We start from the raw sequence: 21,192 nt of genomic DNA, 5'->3' as shown, positions 1-21,192 counted from the left end.
AACCCCTACGGCGCCGCCACCGGGGCGCCGGGATCCGAGGGGCCCGGCGTGTCCGGGGAGCCGCAGGAGCCCGGCGCCCCGGAGGTACGTCCGGCCGCGCCACCGGCGTCCTTCCCACCGTTCTCACCGCCGTCCTCGCCGTCCTCACCGCCGACCGCGGTACCGCGCCGCTTGGAGACGTAGACCGCACCGACGATGACGCCGAGTGCGAGGACCGCGATGGCGGCCCGCACGCCGACACTGGCGTCGTCACCGTAGCTGAGCTGCACCACGGCGGGCGCGATCAGCAGCGCCACCAGGTTCATCACCTTCAGCAGCGGGTTGATCGCGGGGCCCGCGGTGTCCTTGAACGGGTCGCCGACCGTGTCGCCGATGACCGTCGCGGCGTGCGCCTCGCTGCCCTTGCCGCCGTGGTGGCCGTCCTCGACCAGCTTCTTGGCGTTGTCCCAGGCCCCACCGGAGTTGGCGAGGAAGACCGCCATCAGTGTGCCCGCGCCGATGGCGCCGGCGAGGAAGGAGCCGAGTGCGCCGACCCCGAGCGTGAAGCCGACCGCTATGGGCGCCATGACGGCCAGCAGGCCGGGGGTGGCCAGCTCGCGCAGTGCGTCCTTGGTGCAGATGTCCACCACCCGGCCGTACTCGGGCTCCTCGCTGTAATCCATGATCCCGGGCCGCTCGCGGAACTGGCGCCGGACCTCGAAGACCACCGATCCCGCCGACCGGGAGACCGCGTTGATCGCCAGCCCGGAGAAGAGGAAGACCACGGAGGCCCCGAGGATCAGGCCGACCAGGTTGTTCGGCTGCGAGATGTCCAGGCTCAGGCCCAGTTCTCCGGCCCTGGCGCCCACGTCCGACACGGCGCCGGCGATCGCGTCGCGGTAGGAGCCGAAGAGGGCGGCGGCGGCCAGCACCGCGGTGGCGATGGCGATGCCCTTGGTGATGGCCTTGGTGGTGTTGCCCACCGCGTCGAGGTCGGTGAGCACCTGGGCGCCCGAGCCCTCGACGTCACCGGACATCTCGGCGATGCCCTGCGCGTTGTCGGACACCGGGCCGAAGGTGTCCATCGCGACGATGACTCCGACGGTGGTGAGCAGACCGGTGCCCGCCAGGGCTACGGCGAACAGCGCCAGCATGATGGAGGCGCCGCCCAGCAGGAAGGCGCCATAGACGCTGAGCGCGATCAGCAGCGCCGTGTAGACCGCGGACTCCAGCCCGATGGAGATGCCGGAGAGGACCACGGTGGCGGGACCGGTCAGCGAGGTCTTGCCGATGTCGCGCACGGGCCCGCGGCTCGGCTCCGTGAAATAGCCGGTGAGCTGCTGGATGAGCGCGGCGAGCACGATGCCGATGGCGACCGAGACCAGTGCGAAGACGCGTGGGTCGCCGTCGTGGCCGGCGATGGCGGTGTCGGTGACGCCTTCCAGTTCGCCGAAGCTGCCCGGCAGGTACGCGAAGGCCGCGACGGCCACCAGGACCAGGGAGATCACCGCCGAGACGAAGAAGCCGCGGTTGATGGCGGTCATACCGCTGCGGTCGGCGCGGCGCGGCGCGACCGCGAAGACGCCGATCATGGCGGTGAGGACGCCGATCGCCGGGACGAGCAGGGGGAAGGCCAGCCCCGAATCGCCGAAGGCGACCGTGCCCAGGATGAGTGCGGCCACCAGGGTGACGGCGTAGGACTCGAAGAGGTCGGCGGCCATGCCCGCGCAGTCGCCGACGTTGTCGCCGACGTTGTCCGCGATGGTGGCGGCGTTGCGCGGGTCGTCCTCGGGGATGCCCTTCTCGACCTTACCGACGAGATCCGCGCCCACGTCTGCGGCCTTGGTGAAGATGCCGCCGCCCACCCGCATGAACATCGCGATCAGGGCGGCTCCCAGGCCGAAGCCCTCCAGCACCTTGGGCGCGTCGGCGGCGTAGACGAGCACCACGACGGCGGCACCGAGCAGACCGAGGCCGACGGTGAACATACCGACGACCCCGCCCGTACGGAAAGCGATCTTCATCGCCCGGTGGGAGACCTCGGTCAGGTCCTTCGCGGGTTCTCCCTCACCGGGGGTCGCCTCCCGGGCGGCCGCCGCGACCCGTACGTTACTGCGTACGGCCAGCCACATGCCGATATAGCCGGTGGCCGCCGAGAAAGCGGCGCCGACCAGGAAGAACATCGAGCGTCCGATTCGCTGTCCCATACCGTCGGCCGGGAGCAACATCAATAGGAAGAAGACCGCGACGGCGAATATGCCGAGAGTCCGCAACTGCCGCGCGAGGTAGGCGTTCGCGCCCTCCTGTACGGCGGATGCGATCTTCTTCATGCTGTCGGTGCCCTCGCCCGCGGCGAGCACTTGACGTACCAGCACCACGGCGACCGCCAAGGCTGCCGCGGCGACGAGCGCGATCACCAGCACCAGGCCGCGATTGCCGCTGGTGAGCACGGCATCGGCTAGTTGTAGCCGGTTCTGGAGAGGGGTGTGGTGCCCCGCCATTCGTCCTCCTTGACGTTTGGCACATGGGCGCGCGCAAGCACGCTCAGGCGTCCTGCTGCAAAGATGTGGACGGATTGTAGGGAGCTGCTTCGGCTCACAACAGGGTGCGGTATTTCCTGCCGGTCCGCACCCGCAAAGATCGAATAGCGGGCACTGGAAAGAATTCCCCTGAACAGCCGATTCATTCCGCTCCGGCGTCGCGGGACAAAAGATCTCGGAATACCGGATGGGCCCCCGCCGGGGCGCGGACGCGGGTGTGCGCGGGTCGGCCGCGGCGGGACGGAGGTAGGCCGCGGTGGGACCGGTCAGGGTTGGGTGCGGGTCCGACGGGGCCGGACACGAGCAAGGCGCCCCGGGGAGGGGCGCCTGGGCCGGCTCGAGAGAGCCACGGGGCGAGCGGCCGCGCGGGCGGACGGGCCGCGGGGCGGTCAGACGTGCGTCTCGGGGCTGGTCGGCCAGCTCATCCGGATCAGACCGCCGTGCTCGTCGGCGGTCACCTCGAAGTCGTCCACCAGCCCGCTGATCACTGCGAGCCCCATGTCGACCTCGTCGTCGCCCTCGGTGCCGTCACCGCCGCCGGGAGAACGATGGGCGGCGCCCTGCGTCCCCTGGGGGGCGTCGTCGCCCACCTCGATACAGAAGGCCTTCTCGTCCTCGGTCAGCGCCACCCGGACGGGTGTGTCGAGTCCGTGACCGACGTGAAGGCCGACCGCTCTGCTGCATGCCTCGCCCACCGCGAGGCGTACCTCGTCCAGTACGGCGTCGTCGACACCGGCCCGGCGCGCCACGGCGGCCGCCACCAGACGTGCCGTCCTCACATGCTCGGGCAGCGCGCTGAAGCGCAGTTCGACGGTGGCCATGCCATCCCCCTCGGTAATGCCTGCGGTCAACCGGTGACCTGGTGCCTGACGGCCGCTCGGGGGCGCCGGACCGGCAGCGGGCCGGTCCGACGCCCCCGGACGCCTTGTACGGGCTTGTTCGGCTCGTCTCTCAGTCAGTGGCCGCCACGGCCTCGTCGACCGAGGTGTGAATGGGGAACACCTTGGTCAGGCCGGTGATACGGAAGATCTTGAGAATGCGCTCCTGGTTGCAGACCAGGCGCAGCGACCCCTCGTGGGCACGCACGCGCTTGAGTCCGCCGACGAGCACACCGAGGCCGGTGGAGTCGAGGAAGTCAACGCCCTCCATGTCCACGACCAGGTGGTAGCTGCCGTCGTTCACCAGCTCGACCAGCTGCTCACGCAGCTTGGGCGCGGTGTATACATCGATCTCGCCACCCACCGAGACGATCGTGCGATCGCCGACGGTACGGGTCGACAGGGACAGGTCCACAGATCCTCCAGCACCTTGCTATCGAGCGGTCCGCCCCCTTGGCTCCTCCCCACCGGGAGGTGAGGACGGGCCATCCCCACCGGACGTGGGGAGATCGTCTCCCCGCCGAAGGTAGAGGACGGATCGGCAGCCGCAGAAGCATTCAATCACTTACCCGGGGGCCTGCACGACGCCTTGCGACCATTGTCCGTCGCGCCGGTGACACACTCGATTCCGATGGCCACCAACCACCGCGCGACGTCTGCAGGCGCACGTCCCCCGTCCCCGTCTCCCCGAACGGTCCTCGAAAGCCTTGCCGCAGGGACGGACCGGGCCGTGCGCATCACCCATGTGGAGCACTTGCCCCCGCGGAACGGTCGTCATGCGGACTGGCCTGGTCAGATTCGGCCGGAAGTGGTCGACGCGATTCGCGCCGCCGGCATCGACCGTCCGTGGGAGCACCAGGCCCGCGCCGCCGGGCACGCGCTGCGAGGGGAATCGGTGGTGATCGCCACCGGCACGGCGTCCGGCAAGTCGCTGGCCTATCTGGCCCCGGTGCTCAGCGTGCTGCTGGAGGGCGCGCGGGCTCCGAACGGACGCGGCGCCACCACTCTCTACCTCGCCCCGACCAAGGCGCTGGCCGCCGACCAGCGGCGGACTGTGGGCGAACTGGCCGCCCCGCTGGGCAGCGCCGTACGCCCGGCGGTCTACGACGGTGACACCCCTTTCGAGCAGCGCGAATGGGTGCGGCAGTACGCCAACCACGTACTCACCAACCCCGACATGCTGCACCGCGGGATACTCCCCGCCCACCCCCGCTGGTCCTCCTTCCTGCGCGCCCTGCGCTATGTGGTCGTCGACGAGTGCCACACCTACCGCGGTGTGTTCGGCTCCCACGTCGCCCAGGTGCTGCGCCGGCTGCGGCGCGTGTGCGCCCGCCACGGCTCCGAGCCGGTCTTCCTGCTGGCCTCCGCCACGGCCGCCGAACCGGGTGAGACCGCTACCCGCCTCACAGGCCTGCCCGTCACCGAGATCACGGAGGACACCTCCCCGCGCGGCGAGGTGGTCTTCGCCCTCTGGGAGCCCCCTCTGACGGAGATGCACGGTGAGCGCGGCGCTCCGGTACGGCGGACCGCCACCGCCGAGGCCGCCGACCTCCTCACCGACCTCACCGTCCAGGGCGTGCGGACCGTCGCCTTCGTACGCTCCCGGCGCGGAGCCGAGCTGATCTCGCTGATCACCCAGGAACGGCTGTCCGAGGTGGACCGCTCCCTGGCCGGACGGATCGCCGCCTACCGGGGCGGCTACCTGCCGGAGGAGCGCCGCGCACTGGAGCGATCACTGCACTCCGGTGAACTCCTCGGACTGGCCGCCACCACCGCTCTCGAACTCGGCATCGACGTGTCCGGCCTCGACGCCGTGATCCTGGCCGGCTATCCCGGCACCCGCGCCTCCCTGTGGCAGCAGGCCGGGCGCGCCGGACGGGCGGGCCAGGGCGCCCTGGCCGTCCTCGTCGCCCGGGACGACCCACTGGACACCTACCTCGTACACCACCCCGACGCGGTCTTCCGCCGCCCCGTGGAGTCCACCGTCCTGGATCCGGACAACCCCTACGTCCTCACCCCCCATCTGTGCGCCGCGGCGGCGGAGGCACCCCTCACCGAAGCGGATCTCGAGCTGTTCGGGCCAGCCGTACCCGATCTGATGCCATTGCTGGAACGGCGCGGACTGCTACGCCGACGGAAGGCCGGCTGGTACTGGACCCGCCGCGAGCGGGCCACCGATCTCACCGACATCCGCGGCCAGGGCGGCCGGCCCGTCCAGGTGGTGGAGGACGGCACCGGGCGGCTGCTGGGCACGGTCGACGCCGCGGCGGCCCACACCACCGTCCACGACGGCGCGGTCCACCTCCACCAGGGCCGTACCTACGTGGTCCGTCGCCTCGACCTGGAGGACTCGGTCGCCCTGGTCGAGGAAGCGAGCCCACCCTGGACGACGATGGCCAGGGACACCACCTCGGTCTCCGTTCTGGAGACCGACACCGAGATTCCCTGGGGCGAGGCACGGCTGTGCTTCGGTTCGGTCGAGGTCACCAACCGGGTCGTCTCCTATCTGCGCCGCAGACTCGTCACCGGCGAGGTGCTCGGCGAGTCCGGACTGGACCTGCCGCCGCGCACCCTGCGCACCCGCGCGGTGTGGTGGACGGTCACCGAGGACCAGCTCGACGCCGCCCGGATCGGCCCCGAGACACTGCCCGGCGCCCTGCACGCCGCAGAGCACGCTTCCATCGGCATGCTGCCGCTTTTCGCCACCTGCGACCGATGGGACATCGGCGGCGTCTCGGTGCCTCTGCATCCCGACACCCTGCTGCCGACGGTCTTCGTCTACGACGGGCACCCCGGCGGCGCCGGCTTCGCGGAACGCGCCTTCCACACCGCCCGCGACTGGCTGACCGCGACCCGCCGGGCCATCGCCGCGTGCGAGTGTGACAGCGGCTGCCCTTCGTGCATCCAGTCGCCCAAGTGCGGCAACGGCAATGATCCCCTGCACAAGCGCGGCGCGATACGGCTCCTCACAGAGTTGCTGCGGCAGGTCCCGCCCGAGCCCTCACCCCGGCGGAGTACGGCCCCGACCGCACCCGCACCGTGAGGTCCGCGACCTCCTCCCGTACCCAGCAGCGCACCACACTCGCCCGCTGCGCGGCTGCCACCCGCCGCGCGGCGGCACACGCCTCCTCAACGCCCCGAAGGACGTGATCGGCCGCCGCGAGCGCTGCCGCGTCCGCCGCCGCGCCCGCGCGGTGGCGCGTGACGACGGCCTGTCCCAGCCCCAGTACGCCCGCCGCCACCGTGCACAGCACCAGCCCGCACAGCGCGGCCCACACCGTGGCCGAGCCCCGCTCCCGGGAACGGACGCCGCCGGGAGCCGGCCGACGATCACCCCGGTTCCGCATACGCCACCGCCTCAGCCTCCAGTTCCAGGCCGACCGGGCCGGGGCCTGCCGTCCTTGCCGTGACCCGTACCCGCACCAGCTCACCCTCCCGGGACGTCTGCAGTTCCGCTCCCCGCGGTGCGACCTCCCGCACGGCTCGGCGGACCTTCTCAGGCGGCTCGCCCCTCGCCACCGCCCGCGCTCCCGCACCCGCCGCGTCCACGCAGCGCACCTGGGCGACCACCGCGGCCCCACCCCACAGCAGCAGACCGAGCAGAGCGACCAGGGTGGGTACCACCACGGCGGTCTCCGCGGTGACATAGCCCCGGTCCCGCCTTTCAGAAACCCGCATCGAGCGCACGCTCGATCAGCTGCCGCATCGCCGTGGAGACCGGGCCACTGGTGACGATCTTGTAGAGCACCGCCGCGAAACCCGCGGCGGCGATCGTGCCCACCGCGTACTCCGCTGTGCTCATTCCCGCCTGTGCGTCCCGGTCGCGGACTCCACACGTCCTCCGGTCGGCCCACACCGCCTTCCGGCTCTGCCTGTGCTGTCCCCACATCGCTCGTCCTCCTGTCGATCGTTCCCTCATGCCCCGCTCCTCCGTCTCGTTTGTCCGTACCGGCTCCGCGTCCGCCGCGGCCCGTGCCGTGCGGTTCACAGCAGCGATCGCGCCAGACCGATGACCACCGGAACCACACCCGCCAGCAGGAAGGCGGGCAGGAAGCACAGCCCCAGCGGTCCGGTAACCAGGACCGCGGCCCGCCGTGCCCGCTCCGTGGCCGCCCGGGCTTGCCGTGCCCGGCACTCGGCGGCCAGACGGCCCACCGGTTCGACCGCGGGCACACCGGTCGTCCCCGCCCGTTCCAGGCACCGGGCCAGCCCCGCCGCCCCCGGCAGTTCGCCCAGCCGCGTCCAGACGGCCACCGGGTCGCCGCCGAGCCGCAGTTCGGCCGAGGCCCGCACCAACCTCTCGCCAAGGGGGCCACCCACCGAACCGCCGACCGCACCGGCCGCCTCTTCCGGCCCCGACCCGGCGGCCAGGCAGGCAGCCAGGAGTTCCGCGGTGATCGGTAGTTGTCCTGTCACCGACGACTCGATATCGGAATGCGATCTAGCGCCCCGTTCGCCCTCATGGCGTTGCTTTGAGGCATTTCCTCGTGCCCCCTTCTCCCTCAGCAGGCGCCGCGCGCCGTACGCCGCGGCCGTCCCGAGCAGACAGCCGACCGGGCCTCCGACCAGGGCGATCCCCAGGGCGACGGCCCCGGTCATCGCGGCCGCCTCCCGGGCCGAAGATCGCCACACTCCGGTTACGCGCAGCACCTTTCGCGCTCCGGCCCCGGTATCGCCCCCGGACCGGGCTCCGGCTGCCGACAGATCCACCGACCGGTGCCGACGAAGCCGCCGCACCCGGCCGGCCGCCGACACCCCGCCGAGCAGACACAGCGCGGCGACCGAGAGGGACAGCGCGGGCAACCGCGGCGACGGGAGCGACGCGGAAGACCCCGCACACACTGTCCACATACTGTGGACAAATCCGCCGCTCACCTCCGCCCGCCCTCCTCCGCCCTTCGGACGATCCGGGAAACCCATGCCAGTCCGGCCCACTCCAGCAACCCGGCGCCGACCAGACAGGCCCAACCGGCCGGGCTGTGGAGCAGTACGTGCAGTGGCCTCGCTCCCATCGCACCGCCCAGCAGCAGCCCGAAGAACGGCAGCAGCGCCAGGACCAGAGCCGTGGACCGCGGCCCGGCCAGCTGCGCCCGCAGTTCCTCCCGCCGGTCGCGCTCCGCCCGCAGTGAACCGGCCACCCGGTCCAGCCCGTCCGCGAGGCCCGCGCCCCTGTCCGCCGCCACCCGCCAGCAGGCGGCCATTCCGCCGAGCCCTTCCGCCCCCTCCCGCCGAGCCGCCTGCCGCAGCGCCTCCGGTACGTCCCCTCCGAACCGGGCCGCCGCCAACACCGCCGCCCCCGCGCCCCCGAAGCCGGGCATGCCGGCCGCCAGCAGGGCCCGCTCCGGTGTGCGTCCGGCCCGCAGTTCACCCGCGACCGCCGAGCACAGGGCGATGACAGTCGCCCCCCTTGCTCTCCCCGTACGGCGCCGCTCCCGTGCCCGCAGCCGGCGATCGAGCAGCGGCACCGCCACCACACCGGCCAGCAGCGGCAGTACCGACTCCCCCAGCAGCGCCAGCAGGACACCCGCCGCCAGGCACCACCACGCAGGGCCCACCCGGGCCCCGGCCCCGCGCACCGTCCGGACGACGGCCTCCACGGCACCGCCTGCCGAGCCGCCCCACCGTGACAGCGGCTCGACGCCGCCGGCGCGCAGCAGCCGGGCCCTCCGCGCCCTCTCCCCGGACCGGCCCAGCATCCGGTTCACCGCTCCGGCGCACACCATCACCGCGCAGACCGAACCCACGTACACCACTTCGGGCTGCGTCCCCGCCTGTACTCCGGCCGCCGTCACAGCGCACCACCGCCCCGCGCGCACAGTCGCTCCAGACTCGGCCAGCCCCGTTCCCGCACGAAGCCCTCCGGTCCTCGGACAGCGGCGGGCACCGTCACCACCAGGCCGTACCGGTCCTGTTCCAACACATGGATCTCGGCGATCCGCCTCCGGCCCCGGCGGTCCCTCACCAGGTGGACAACCACCGACAACGCCGCCGCGAGCTGGCTGTGCAGCGCCGTCCGGTCAAGACCCGCCGTGGTGCCCAGCGCCTCCAGCCGGGCCGGCACATCGGCCGCCGCGTTGGCATGGACCGTCCCGCAGCCGCCCTCATGCCCCGTATTCAGCGCGGCCAGCAGATCCGTCACCTCAGCACCGCGCACCTCACCGACCACGAGCCGGTCAGGCCGCATGCGCAGCGCCTGCCGCACCAGGTCCCGCAGGGTGACGCGGCCCGCGCCCTCCTGGTTGGCCGGACGCGTCTCCAGTCGCACCACATGCGGATGGTCGGGACGCAGTTCGGCCGAGTCCTCGGCCAGGACGATCCGCTCCTTCGGCCCCACCAGCCCCAGCAGACTCGACAGCAAGGTCGTCTTCCCCGACCCCGTCCCACCACTGACCAGGAACGACAGCCTGGCGTCCAGGATCGCTCTCAGCAGGCTCTCCCCGCCCGGAGGCACCGTACCGGCCGCCGTCAGCTCCGGCAGGGCGAAAGCCCGCGGCCGTACCACCCGTAGGGACAGGCATGTACAGCCGACCGCCACCGGGGGCAGCACCGCGTGCAGCCGGGTCCCGTCCGGAAGCCGGGCGTCCACCCAGGGACGGGCGTCGTCCAGCCGCCGCCCCGCCGAGATGGCCAGCCGCTGTGCGAGTCTGCGCACCGCCGCCACGTCGGGGAAGCGGACGGCGGTGCGCTCCACCCCGCCACCGCGGTCCACCCAGACCTCGTCCGGAGCGGTCACCAGGACGTCCGTGACCTCCGGCTCGGCCAGCAGCGGCTCCAGAGGGCCGGCGCCGACCATCTCCGAGCGCAGCGCCTCCACCACGCCCAGCACAGCGCTGTCCCCGAGCAGCCGCCCCTGGGCCCGCAGCGCCGCCGCGACCCGGGCGGGCGTGGGTTCCGCGCCGGCTTCAGCCAGCCGCAGACGTACCGCGTCCACCAGCGTCCGCGGAGCGGGTGCCCCGCCGTACGTGTGAGCGCGCGCATCCGCTCCACCGCGCGCGGTCCTCCGACCGTCCATGCGCACGCTCACGCGGCCACGCTCCCCCGGCCATCGGCGGGCCGTGCCCTGCCGCTCTCCGGCAGGGCGCGGGCCCAGAATTCCGTGCAGAACCGGGCCAGCGGGCCACGCATGTCCGTGCCGGGCGGACGGCCTGCGTCCACCGCGTCCGTCAGCCCTCCTTCGGAGGGCATTTCGCCGACCAGCCGGAGCCCCAGCAGACGGGCGATCTCGTCTCCCTCCAGCCCCGGTCCGAAGGGGCCGCGCACCACCGCCCGCAGATCCCGCAGCATCAAGCTCACCCGGGAGGCGACCCGCTGCGCCGCCGCGACGGCCCGTAGCTCGGCGGGCACGACCAACAGGCCGAGGTCGAGTTGCGCCAGCACCTCGGCAACGGTCTCGTCCAGTTGCCTCGGCAGATCCACCACGACCACTCCGCCACGCCGCCTGGCCGCTCCCAGGACCGCGCGCACCGCCTCCGGCGGGACGGCCGCGCTCTCCCCCCTGTCCCAGCTGAGCAACCGCAGACCGTGCAGAGTGGGCAGGGATTCCTCCAGAGCCGCGCCGCCGACCCGGCCGCGCGAGTCGGCGAGCGCAGGCCAGCGCAGTCCCTCCGCCCGCTCCCCGCCGAGCAGCACATCGAGCCCGCCGCCGAGCGGATCACCGTCGACGAGCATCGTGCGGTGTCCCGCACGCGCGGCCGTGAGGGCCAGCGCGCAGGCCAGAGTGGAGGCCCCGGCCCCGCCGCGCCCGCCCATCACCCCAACGGTCAGTGCCTGCCGTCCGACACCCTCGGCCGCGTCGGCGATCCGGCCGGTAAGCCACGACTCGCCGTCGGGCAGGAGCACCACGTGCTCCGCGCCGACCCCCACACCACGCCGCCAGATGCCGGGGTCGTCCAGATCCCGGCCGATGAGCAGCACACCCGGTCGGCGCGCGGGCGCGCGCGCCGACCGGGACAGCGCGTCGGCCCGGTCGTCGCCGATCAGTACCAGCGGGGCATTCCCCCATCGCCCCGGGGCCGGCGGCGCGCCGTGCGCCACCTCCGCCTCGGCCCCGGCCGCCGCGCACAGGCGCAGCAGATCGTCCAGCAGTTTCTCGTCCTCGGTGACGATCAGGATGCTTCCGGTCACGTCCCGTTCCCCTTCCGGATTCTCGCTCTCCAGTTCGCGGTGGCTCCGCGAACTCCGTGCTCAAACACCGTGCCGGGGAACGGAAAAACTCGTTGATCTTGGTCTAAATACGTGGACAACTCGGCAGTTGTGAATAACTCACTCACCCAAACGAGTGGCTTCACGCGAGCGGGCTGACGAATACGGAGAGTGACCGACCCCAGAAGGAGGAGGCTCACGCCGCTGCGGACCGAGGGAAGGGAGGGAGAGGGCTCCGACGACGCAAAACGCGTCCGGACATGCGACGACCCCCGCCGGGGGGGAGAGCGGGGGTCGTCTCCACGGCCGACTCGGGGGGGGAGGAGTCGGACCGGGATAGCACGGTCGCGAACGATCCGTGACTTCCATGGTGTACCCGAGAGCCTTCTCAGGCAAACCCACGCGCCTCACCTTACGCCGAATGGTGGGCGCATATGCTCACCTCGTGGAAAACCACTCACTGCCGCGCACCGCTGCCTTCTTCGACCTGGACAAGACGGTCATTGCGAAGTCGAGCACGCTCACCTTCGGCAAGTCCTTCTACCAGGGCGGGCTGATCAATCGGCGTGCCGCACTGCGCACCGCGTACACGCAGTTCGTGTTCCTCGCCGGAGGCGCCGACCACGACCAGATGGAACGGATGCGCGCCCATCTGTCCGCGATGTGCCGCGGCTGGAACGTCCAGCAGGTCAGGGAGATCATCGCCGAAACCATCCACGAACTCATCGACCCGATCGTCTACGACGAGGCCGCCTCCCTCATCGAGGAGCACCACCTCGCCGGACGCGATGTCGTGATCGTGAGCACCTCAGGCGCGGAGGTGGTCGAGCCGATCGGCGAGCTGATAGGCGCGGACCGCGTCGTGGCGACGCGCATGGTCGTCGAGGGCGGCTGCTTCACGGGCGAGATCGAGTACTACGCGTACGGTCCGACCAAGGCGGAGGCCGTGCGCGAACTGGCGGAGTCCGAGGGGTACGACCTCTCGCGCTGCTACGCCTACAGCGACTCGGCCACCGACATCCCCATGCTGGAGGCGGTCGGTCACCCGCACGCCGTCAACCCCGACCGGGCGCTGCGCCGGGAGGCGGTGACCCGGGACTGGCCGATCCTCGCCTTCCAGCGTCCGGTCCGCCTCAAGCAGCGGGTCCCCTCGCTCGCCATGCCTCAGCGCCCCGCGCTGGCCGCCGCGGTGGCGGTTGGCGCGGCGGCGGCGACCGCCGGCCTGGTCTGGTACGCGAGCCGACGGCGCGCCCGTCTCGGCGCGGCGTGAGCACCGCCGCACTCCGACTGGACCCGATGCCCCCTTCGCGGCGTTCCGGAGCTTTCAGGATAGTTGAAATGGAAAGTAGAGATCCATGGAGAGAGGTTCCGATTCGCCCCTTTTTCGGGTACAAAGGAGTCGACGGCCCGCGAGACCTGGTCGATACCGTCCGAAAGGAGGATCGGCACAGAAGAAGGCCCCACGGACCGAGCATGGAAGCCGGGAACCCACGCGCAGCAGACCCGCGATAGGGCCGGCCGCACCAGGGTCGGGCGGAGTCCCCCCCTGATGACGGCAGTACCGTGCACGCCTGGTACCCCGACGGACGTGCCAGCGGCGACACCGACCTCGCGCCGGTGCCGCCGCATCACTGTGTACGGGTCTCCGACCGCTCTACCTGTCCCGCGGATCGGGCCTGTGCACCTCCCGCACGTCAGGCCGCCCCGCGCTGGAGGGCCTCGCAGACCGCTGTGCTCTCCCGTGCGCCCAGCCCCACGGCCCGGCCACAGTGACGGATCCACGCCGCCACTCCTTCCGGGCTGCCGGAGACGTATTCCTCCAGAGCCCCGACGTAAGCGCCCTCGCCCCGCTCGGCGTGACCGACCTCCGAGGGACAGACGGACTTCGGGTCGAGGCCGCCGCCGATCAGCACGATCCGCTCCGCCGCCCGGGCGATCAGGCCGTTGTACGCCCCGAAGGGCCGCAGGGCCATCAGCTCGCCGTGCACCACCGCCGCCACCACCAGCGCGGATGCGGAAGTACCCGTGACCACCAGTTGCGCCAGGGCGTCCAGCCGGGCCGAGACCTCGGCGGCTTCCGGCAGTGGCAGCCTGGACACCAAAGGCTCCTCCACCGGCTCGCCCGCCAGCCGCGGCCGGCCCACCCGCTCGCCATCCGCCTCGCCGCCCGCCGCCACCAGGTGGAGCCTGGCCAGCACCCGCAGGGGCGACTGCCGCCACACGTCCAGCAGTTGACCGGCCTCCGCGGTCACCCGCAGGGCCGCGCCGACCGTACGCGCCTCGGCGTCCGCGCCGAAGTCGCTGCGGCGGCGCACCTCTTCCAGCGGCCAGTCGGCGCCGCCGAGCGCTGCCGAGGCGCGGGCGCCTCTCAGCACCGCCTCGGCGGTGACCTCGCTGCTGCGCCGCCGCATCACCCGATGCCCGTACACCCGGTCCACGGCCTTGCGCACCGATTCGACGGAGTCGGCGACACCGGGCAGCGCACCCAGCGCCGCGAGGGGATCAGCAGTCGTAGACATGCCTAGACCCTACGCACCGCCGACGGCGCGAAAGCCCCACGATCGAGTGGTCTTCTTCACGCGGCCCCCGTCCGTACCGCGAGCACCCCACTACGCTTCCGACCATGAAAATCGCTTTCGTGGGAAAGGGAGGCAGCGGCAAGACGACGCTGTCCTCGCTGTTCGTCCGCCACCTGGCCGCCCAGCGCCTCCCCGTCGTCGCCGTGGACGCCGACATCAACCAGCACCTGGGCGTCGCGCTGGGCCTGGACGAGGAGGAGGCGGCCGCCCTGCCGGCGATGGGCGCCCGTCTGCCGCTGATCAAGGAGTATCTGCGCGGCGCCAACCCCCGGATCGCCTCGGTCGAGACGATGATCAAGACGACTCCGCCCGGTGAGGGATCCCGGCTGCTGCGGATCACCGAGGACAACCCCGTGTACGACGCGTGCGCCCGCCGCGTCCGGCCCGGAGGCGTTCCCGACGGCGGCGACGTACGACTGCTGGCCACCGGCCCCTTCACCGAGGCGGATCTGGGCGTGGCCTGCTACCACTCCAAGGTCGGCGCGGTCGAGCTGTGTCTGAACCACCTGGTAGACGGGCGCGGGGAGTTCGTGGTGGTCGACATGACGGCGGGCTCCGACTCCTTCGCCTCCGGGATGTTCACGCGCTTCGACATGACGTTCCTGGTGGCCGAACCGACCCGCAAGGGCATGGCGGTCTACCGGCAGTACAAGGAGTACGCCCGGGACTACGATGTCCAGCTGCGCGTGGTGGGCAACAAGGTGCAGGGCCAGGAAGACCTGGACTTCCTGCACGCGGAGGCGGGGGACGCCCTCCTGGTGACCGTCGGGCACTCCGACTGGGTCCGGGCGATGGAGAAGGGCCGCCTCCGGCCCTTCTCCGAACTGGAGGACGCGAACCACAAGGCGCTGCGGATGATGCAGGAGACGGCGGACGCTTCGTACGGGCTGCGGGACTGGGAGCGCTACACCCGGCAGATGGTGCACTTCCACCTGAAGAACGCCGAGAGCTGGGGCAACGCGAGGACGGGCGTCGATCTGGCGGCCCAGGTCGATCCCTCCTTCATGCTCCGTGAGGAACAGCCCCGCCTCTCCCGGCCCGTCTGACCCGGACCCGGTCCCTCGCGTCGTACGGTCGGCGCGCCGGGCGCGCCGACCGTGCCGCGTGTGCGGGGACGCCGGGCCGGGAGGGGCGGGGTCTACGCGCCGGACGACTGGGAGGGGGCCGCCGCCGACGGGGCGGTCGTGAACTTCTTCCAACCGCCCTCGGGTGCCTGCCCCACACCGAGCGTGCGCAGCCTTTCCAGAAGCCGCGGGTCCTGGGCGTCGAGCCAGTCGACGAGCTGCCTGAAGGAGACGCAGTGCACGTCGGCCATGGGGCATACCTTCTTGATGACGTCCTCGACGGCCTTCATGTAGACGCCGCCGTTCCAGTCCTCGAAGTGGTTGCCGATGATCATCGGTGCGCGGTTGCCGTCGTACGCGCGGTCGAAGCCCTCCAGCAGCCCGTCACGCATCTGGCGCCCCCATGCCTCACGCTGCGCCGGATCGCCGTTGACCGTCCCCGACTGGTTGGCCAGGAAGTTGTAGTCCATCGCGAGCGTCTCGAAGGAGCGTCCGGGCATTGGCACCTGCTGGAGCGGCAGGTCCCACAGGCCGCCCTCCTTGTCGGGCCAGACCTGGGTGCCGTTGCCGGAGGAGTCGTAGCGAAAGCCCATCTCCTTCGCGGCGGGGAGAAGGTTCGCGCGGCCCTCCAGGCAGGGAGTGCGGCCGCCGACCAGTTCCCGGTCGTAGTCGAAGGGGAGGGGCTCCAGGTCCTTCCAGCCGGTCGTGGTCTTCCAGTTCTTCACGAACCACTTGGCCTGTTCGATCTCACTCCTCCACTGCTCGGGCGTCCAGCCGCCGACGCCGTTCGCACCGCAGAAGTGGCCGTTGAAGTGGGTGCCTATCTCGTTCCCCTCGAGCCAGGCACCTCGGAGCTGCTCCAGTGTGGCCCGTATGTTCTCGTCCTTGAGGTAGCCGATGTCCGAGGCGCCTCGACCACGGCCGGGCGGCTCGTAGCGGTGGGCCTCCCCTTCGGGTAGCACGTACACTCCGCTGAGGAAGTACGTCATGTACGCGTCGTACTTCCTTCCCACCTCGCGGAAGTGCGAGAAGAGCTTCTTACTGTCCTCCCCCGCGCCGTCCCAGGAGAAGACGACGAACTGCGGAGGCTTGTCGCCGGGCTTCAGACGCCCGAAACCGGGCTGGTTCGGCTGGGCGCCTATGTAGGCGGTGGAGCCGTCGCCTATGAGCCTGGCCTTGGCCGCGGGCCTCGCCTCCCGCCCGTCCTTGTTCGCATGTCCCTCGTCCTTCGACACGCTCGGGGACGAACCCGAGCAGCCGACGGCCAGCACGGCCAGCACGGCCGCTCCCGCGACGCCTCTGGTCAGCCTCCACGCGGCTCCCATGCTCTCCATCTCATCGCCTCCGTCGTCGCCTCTGTGCTCTTCCGGCCGATGCGCTCGACCTGCGACCAACCTCACACGCACGGTGGGAGGCGCAAGCGAAAAGGCCGGTTCCTGCGACTTATTCACCCCCGGGCGTGAACGGTGAGCCCGATTGCTCCGGCTCTCCCCCTTGGCACCTCGAGCGACATTACGATTCGCTTACCGCGACTTTATGTAGTCATACCCACACGTCAAGTGACGCAACCTCGCGACGGAGACGAGTGTGTCCGCCTGCGCCAGCCCTCGTCCTGGAAGTCCCTCCGAACGTCCTGACGGCGCCGACGCCACAGAAGCCGCCGACCCCGCCGACCACGCCGACCACGCCTGCCGGTCCGCCCTCCTCGCGTCCAGGAGGCCCCCGCGGAAGCGGTCCGGGCGCAGCGCGTGTACCTGCCGTCCTGGTGCAGCCACGCCCCGCCCCCACCGCCCGGGGGGCCGGCGCCGGGGCTGCTGGCCGCCGTGCCGGCCGTCACCCCGGTCACCCGTGTGGAGTCGCCGCTGTCGGCGATGACCTCCGGAGCCCTGGGCGGACCGCCGGTTACCGGCGTCGCGGTGCGCACCTCGGCGAACATCCAGGCCGGCGCGGTCAGCCGCAACTCCACGATCCCGCACGGAATGCATCTCCACGTCGGTGAGGCACAGGCGTACGCACTGGGCGATCCGGGCAACGGGAACGGAGGCGAGGCGCCGGTCCTCACTGCCGTGCGCCCCGGCGCGGCGGTCGCCTGAACGGTCCCGCGCACAACGGGAGACCGGCGGCCGACGGCAGAGTGAAGAGCGGGAGGACAAGCCGTTTCGACCGCTCGTCGACCGCTCACCGACAGGCGCCGACCCCTGAGCACAAAAGGTCTACACCACTTGACGGACAGCCCTTGTCAGGTGGCGACAAGGGCTGGTCTGCTATGACGCGGGACACACCAGACACCCTGGGAAAGGGAGATGTCGTGAGCAACGAAAGCCTGGCCAATCTACTCAAGGAGGAACGGAGGTTCGCGCCGACCGCCGAGATGGCAGCGAATGCCAACATCACCGCGGAGGCGTACGAAAGGGCGAAAGCGGACCGGCTGGACTTCTGGGCCGAGCAGGCCCGCCGTCTGAGCTGGGAGACCGAGCCGACCGAGACTCTGGACTGGTCCAACCCGCCCTTCGCCAAGTGGTTCAAGGACGGCCGGCTCAACGTGGCCCACAACTGCGTCGACCGTCACGTCGAGGCGGGTTTGGGCGACCGGGTCGCCATCCATTTCGAGGGCGAGCCGGGCGACACCCGGGCAATCACCTACGCCGGCCTTCAGCGTGAGGTCTCCAAGGCCGCCAACGCCCTGATCGAGCTGGGTGTCGAGGCCGGCGACCGGGTCGCGATCTACATGCCCATGATCCCCGAGACCGTCGTGGCGATGCTGGCCTGCGCCCGCGTCGGCGCCCCCCACTCCCTGGTCTTCGGTGGATTCTCCTCCGACGCCCTGGCCACCCGCATCCAGGACGCCGACGCCCGCGTCGTCATCACCGCCGACGGCGGTTACCGGCGCGGCAGGCCCAGTGCGCTGAAGCCCGCCGTCGACGAGGCCCTGGCCCGGCCGGGTACCGAGAACGTGCGCAACGTCCTGGTCGTCCGCCGCACCGGCGAGGAGACCGCCTGGACCGAGGGCCGGGACCTGTGGTGGCACGAGCTGGTGGACCGCCAGGCCGAGGAGCACACTCCCCAGCCCTTCGAGGCCGAGCACCCGTTGTTCATCCTCTACACCTCCGGTACCACGGGGAAGCCCAAGGGCATCCTTCACACCTCCGGCGGCTACCTCACCCAGACGGCCTACACCCACCACGCCGTCTTCGACCTCAAGCCGGAGACGGACGTCTACTGGTGCACCGCCGATGTCGGCTGGGTCACCGGTCACTCGTACATCGTCTACGGTCCGCTGGCCAACGGCGCCACCCAGGTGATCTACGAAGGCACCCCCGACACCCCGCACAAGGGCCGCTGGTGGGAGATCGTCGAGAAGTACAAGGTCACGATCCTCTACACCGCCCCGACCGCCATCCGCACCTGCATGAAGTGGGGCGACGACATCCCGGCGAAGTTCGACCTGTCCTCGCTGCGGGTGCTGGGCTCGGTCGGTGAGCCGATCAACCCCGAGGCCTGGGTCTGGTACCGCCACAACATCGGCGGCGACCGCACCCCGGTGGTGGACACCTGGTGGCAGACCGAGACCGGCGCCATCATGATCAGTCCACTGCCGGGGGTCACCGAGGCCAAGCCCGGTTCGGCTCAGGTGCCGCTGCCCGGCATCTCCGCCACGGTCGTGGACGACGAAGCCAAGGAGGTGCCCGACGGCTCCGGCGGCTACCTCGTCCTGACCGAGCCGTGGCCGTCGATGCTCCGGACGATCTGGGGCGACGACCGGCGGTACCTGGACACCTACTGGTCGCGCTTCCAGGACCGCTACTTCGCCGGTGACGGCGCCAAGAAGGACGAGGAAGGCGACATCTGGCTGCTGGGCCGGGTGGACGACGTGATGCTGGTCTCGGGTCACAACATCTCCACCACCGAGGTCGAGTCCGCCCTCGTCTCGCACCCGAAGGTCGCCGAGGCGGCGGTCGTCGGAGCCACCGACCCGCAGACCACCCAGGCCATCTGCGCCTTCGTCATCCTGCGCGGCAACGCCGCCGAGGACGAGGGCCTGGTGGAGGAGCTGCGCGGCCATGTGGCCAAACACCTCGGCCCGATCGCCAAGCCCAGGCGCATCCTGCCGGTCGACGAGCTGCCCAAGACCCGCTCGGGCAAGATCATGCGCCGTCTTCTGCGTGATGTCGCCGAGAACCGGGATCTGGGGGACGTCACCACACTCACCGACTCCACGGTGATGACCCTCATCCAGTCCAAACTGCCGGGCGCCGCCTCCAGCGAGGACTGATCCGGCACCGGGTCCGCCCCGCAGGGGCGCCCGGCCACCGCGTGCGCGGTGGCCGGGTGCCCCTGTCCGTTGTCTCCGCCCGCACGCGCGGACGGCTCGCCGACACCGTGTGCGGCGGCGGGCACCGCGGTCCGGCATGATGCAGACCCTGGTGCAGAGCCATCGACCGCCACGACGAGAGGGAGCATGAAATGAGCCCAGCCGACGACGGCCGCAGCATCGGTCAGTTGGTCGCCTCGGCGACGACCGAACTGTCCGCACTGGTCCACGAGGAGATCGCGCTGGCCAAGGCCGAACTCCGGCAAGATGTCAAGCGCGGCGCGATCGGCAGCGGTGCGGCCATCGCCGCCGGCATCCTGGTGCTCTTCTCGCTGCCGGTCTTCAGCTTCGCCGCGGCCTACGGCATCCACAACCTGGGGCTTGGGCTCGCCTGGTCGTTCACCATCGTGGGGAGCGCTTACCTGCTGGTCGCGCTCGTGCTCCTGCTGCTGGCCAAGGCCAAGCTGACCAAGGTCAAGCCGCCCAAGCGCTCGATCGCCTCGGCCAAGCAGTCGGCGGCCGTGCTGTCGGGTGTCAAACCCCACCCCCGGACCGTTCCGGCCGCGCGGACGGAGCCCAAGGCCGTCGGGGCGGAACCCATGGCCGTCGAGCACGTGACACGCTCTTCCGCATGACGCACAGCACGCACAGCCCTGACGGCGCGGGCAACACGGGCACGGCGAACACGGTGGAGACGAACGACACGGCAGCGGCAGGTGTGACAGGCGTGAACCACTCCGGCACCCCTTCCTCCGTCATCCGGATGGACGGGCCCTGGACGCACCGGGATGTCGCCGCCAACGGTGCGCGCTTCCACATCGCCGAGATGGGCGAGGGTCCGCTGGTCCTGCTGCTGCACGGTTTCCCGCAGTTCTGGTGGTCCTGGCGGCACCAGATGCCCGCCCTCGCCGAGGCGGGCTACCGCGCGGTCGCGATGGACCTGAGGGGTGTGGGCGGCAGCGACCGCACCCCCCGCGGCTACGACCCGGCCAACCTCGCCCTCGACGTCACCGGCGTGATCCGTTCCCTGGGCGAGCCGGATGCCGCTCTCGTCGGCCATGACCTGGGCGGCTACCTGGCATGGACGGCTGCGGTGATGCGCCCGAAGCTGGTCCGGCGTCTGGCCGTGACCTCGATGCCGCATCCGCGCCGTTGGCGCGCGGCCATGCTGGGCGACCTGCGGCAGACCGCGGCCGGAGCGCATGTCTGGAGCTTTCAGAGCCCCTGGGTTCCCGAGCGGCGCCTGGTGGCGGACGACGGAGCGCTGGTCGGCCGTCTGCTGCGGGAGTGGTCCGGGCCCCGCCTGCCGGAGGACGACACGGTCGGGGTCTACCGGCGGGCGATGTGCGTCCCCTCCACCGCGCACTGCTCGATCGAGCCGTACCGCTGGATGGTCCGCTCACTGGCACGCCTGGACGGATTCCAGTTCAACCGCCGTATGAAGCGGCCGGTCCGTGTCCCCACCCTCCATCTGCACGGCTCGCTCGACCCGGTGATGCGCACCCGCAGCACGGCGGGGTCGGGCGAGTACGTGGAGGCCCCGTACCGCTGGCGGTTGTTCGACGGGCTTGGCCACTTCCCCCACGAGGAGGACCCGAAGGCGTTCACCAGTGAGCTCGTCGACTGGCTCAAGGACCCCGAACCAGACCGATGATAAGAGTACGTGACGCCCGCATAGGTCAATTGACGGACCATTGG

The 21,192-nt window shown here is 71.3% G+C and carries 19 protein-coding genes; 7 read left to right on the top strand and 12 right to left on the bottom strand.

Annotated elements, in window-relative coordinates; genetic code table 11:
• Positions 1-5 precede the first annotated feature (5 nt).
• The 3 genes from LJ221_RS04635 to bldG form a co-directional block, all read right to left on the bottom strand.
• Entirely contained in the window at positions 6-2,480 is a 2,475-nt protein-coding gene (locus LJ221_RS04635) for a sodium-translocating pyrophosphatase (RefSeq protein WP_241713944.1), read from the bottom strand.
• A 428-nt stretch (positions 2,481-2,908) separates the two neighbouring features.
• Complete coding sequence (locus LJ221_RS04630) at positions 2,909-3,340, bottom strand: ATP-binding protein (protein ID WP_241713942.1); 432 nt, start codon at positions 3,338-3,340, stop codon at positions 2,909-2,911.
• Between the two features lie 130 nt (positions 3,341-3,470).
• Positions 3,471-3,812 carry an anti-sigma factor antagonist BldG gene (gene bldG / locus LJ221_RS04625; protein ID WP_093657489.1) on the bottom strand — a complete coding sequence of 114 codons (342 nt, stop codon included), beginning with the start codon at positions 3,810-3,812 and terminating at the stop codon, positions 3,471-3,473.
• A gap of 162 nt (positions 3,813-3,974) precedes the next feature.
• Between bldG and LJ221_RS04620 the strand changes: the two genes are divergently transcribed.
• On the top strand, positions 3,975-6,440 hold the full coding sequence (locus LJ221_RS04620) for a DEAD/DEAH box helicase (RefSeq protein WP_241713973.1): 2,466 nt from the start codon (positions 3,975-3,977) through the stop codon (positions 6,438-6,440).
• Here LJ221_RS04620 and LJ221_RS04615 read toward each other — a convergent pair.
• The 7 genes from LJ221_RS04615 to ssd all read right to left on the bottom strand — a co-directional run bounded on the left by LJ221_RS04615 (position 6,364) and on the right by ssd (position 11,521).
• Complete coding sequence (locus tag LJ221_RS04615; protein WP_241713939.1) at positions 6,364-6,744, bottom strand: Rv3654c family TadE-like protein; 381 nt, start codon at positions 6,742-6,744, stop codon at positions 6,364-6,366. The two genes, LJ221_RS04620 and LJ221_RS04615, sit on opposite strands and share 77 nt — an antisense overlap.
• Positions 6,728-7,075 carry a TadE family type IV pilus minor pilin gene (locus LJ221_RS04610; protein WP_241713938.1) on the bottom strand — a complete coding sequence of 116 codons (348 nt, stop codon included), beginning with the start codon at positions 7,073-7,075 and terminating at the stop codon, positions 6,728-6,730. Before LJ221_RS04610 ends, LJ221_RS04615 begins: the two co-directional genes overlap by 17 nt.
• Positions 7,062-7,199 carry a DUF4244 domain-containing protein gene (locus tag LJ221_RS04605; RefSeq protein ID WP_241713936.1) on the bottom strand — a complete coding sequence of 46 codons (138 nt, stop codon included), beginning with the start codon at positions 7,197-7,199 and terminating at the stop codon, positions 7,062-7,064. The genes LJ221_RS04610 and LJ221_RS04605 overlap by 14 nt, the downstream gene beginning before the upstream one ends.
• A 182-nt stretch (positions 7,200-7,381) precedes the next feature.
• Positions 7,382-7,813: a type II secretion system F family protein gene (locus LJ221_RS23615; RefSeq protein ID WP_308314718.1), complete on the bottom strand. Its 432-nt coding sequence runs from the start codon at positions 7,811-7,813 to the stop codon at positions 7,382-7,384.
• A 455-nt stretch (positions 7,814-8,268) separates the two neighbouring features.
• A complete protein-coding gene (locus LJ221_RS04595; RefSeq protein WP_247719652.1) occupies positions 8,269-9,120 on the bottom strand; it encodes a type II secretion system F family protein in 852 nt (283 codons plus the stop codon).
• A gap of 65 nt (positions 9,121-9,185) precedes the next feature.
• Positions 9,186-10,409 carry a TadA family conjugal transfer-associated ATPase gene (locus LJ221_RS04590; RefSeq protein ID WP_374228378.1) on the bottom strand — a complete coding sequence of 408 codons (1,224 nt, stop codon included), beginning with the start codon at positions 10,407-10,409 and terminating at the stop codon, positions 9,186-9,188.
• 8 nt (positions 10,410-10,417) lie between these two features.
• A complete protein-coding gene (ssd, locus tag LJ221_RS04585; RefSeq protein ID WP_241713929.1) occupies positions 10,418-11,521 on the bottom strand; it encodes a septum site-determining protein Ssd in 1,104 nt (367 codons plus the stop codon).
• Between the two features lie 439 nt (positions 11,522-11,960).
• On the opposite strand from ssd, the gene LJ221_RS04580 reads away from it, so the two are divergent.
• The gene (locus tag LJ221_RS04580; protein WP_241713927.1) at positions 11,961-12,809 is read left to right on the top strand and encodes an HAD family phosphatase; all 849 of its coding nucleotides are present in this window, start codon (positions 11,961-11,963) and stop codon (positions 12,807-12,809) included.
• Between the two features lie 424 nt (positions 12,810-13,233).
• Here the strand turns inward: LJ221_RS04580 and LJ221_RS04575 are convergent, their stop codons facing one another.
• Positions 13,234-14,058, bottom strand: coding sequence for an oxidoreductase (locus LJ221_RS04575; RefSeq protein ID WP_241713925.1), 825 nt, complete (start codon positions 14,056-14,058; stop codon positions 13,234-13,236).
• Between the two features lie 104 nt (positions 14,059-14,162).
• On the opposite strand from LJ221_RS04575, the gene LJ221_RS04570 reads away from it, so the two are divergent.
• On the top strand, positions 14,163-15,164 hold the full coding sequence (locus LJ221_RS04570) for an ATP-binding protein (RefSeq protein ID WP_241713923.1): 1,002 nt from the start codon (positions 14,163-14,165) through the stop codon (positions 15,162-15,164).
• A 92-nt stretch (positions 15,165-15,256) separates the two neighbouring features.
• On the opposite strand, the gene LJ221_RS04565 is transcribed toward LJ221_RS04570, so the two are convergent.
• The gene (locus LJ221_RS04565) at positions 15,257-16,507 is read right to left on the bottom strand and encodes a hypothetical protein (protein ID WP_241713970.1); all 1,251 of its coding nucleotides are present in this window, start codon (positions 16,505-16,507) and stop codon (positions 15,257-15,259) included.
• A gap of 423 nt (positions 16,508-16,930) precedes the next feature.
• Between LJ221_RS04565 and LJ221_RS04560 the strand changes: the two genes are divergently transcribed.
• From LJ221_RS04560 to LJ221_RS04545, 4 genes are all read left to right on the top strand, one after another.
• Positions 16,931-17,275: a hypothetical protein gene (locus LJ221_RS04560; RefSeq protein ID WP_374228376.1), complete on the top strand. Its 345-nt coding sequence runs from the start codon at positions 16,931-16,933 to the stop codon at positions 17,273-17,275.
• 215 nt (positions 17,276-17,490) lie between these two features.
• The gene (acs, locus tag LJ221_RS04555; protein WP_241713921.1) at positions 17,491-19,455 is read left to right on the top strand and encodes an acetate--CoA ligase; all 1,965 of its coding nucleotides are present in this window, start codon (positions 17,491-17,493) and stop codon (positions 19,453-19,455) included.
• Positions 19,456-19,646: 191 nt separating this feature from the next.
• Positions 19,647-20,129: a phage holin family protein gene (locus tag LJ221_RS04550; RefSeq protein WP_241713919.1), complete on the top strand. Its 483-nt coding sequence runs from the start codon at positions 19,647-19,649 to the stop codon at positions 20,127-20,129.
• A gap of 128 nt (positions 20,130-20,257) precedes the next feature.
• Positions 20,258-21,148, top strand: a complete 891-nt coding sequence (locus LJ221_RS04545; RefSeq protein ID WP_241713969.1) for an alpha/beta fold hydrolase — start codon at positions 20,258-20,260, stop codon at positions 21,146-21,148.
• Positions 21,149-21,192: the final 44 nt, after the last annotated feature.

The organism is Streptomyces sp. CNQ085 (assembly GCF_022614595.1).
Taxonomy (GTDB): domain Bacteria; phylum Actinomycetota; class Actinomycetes; order Streptomycetales; family Streptomycetaceae; genus Streptomyces.
The sequence above is the reverse complement of the archived record's forward strand: the minus strand, read 5'-3'. Positions and strand labels throughout refer to the sequence as shown.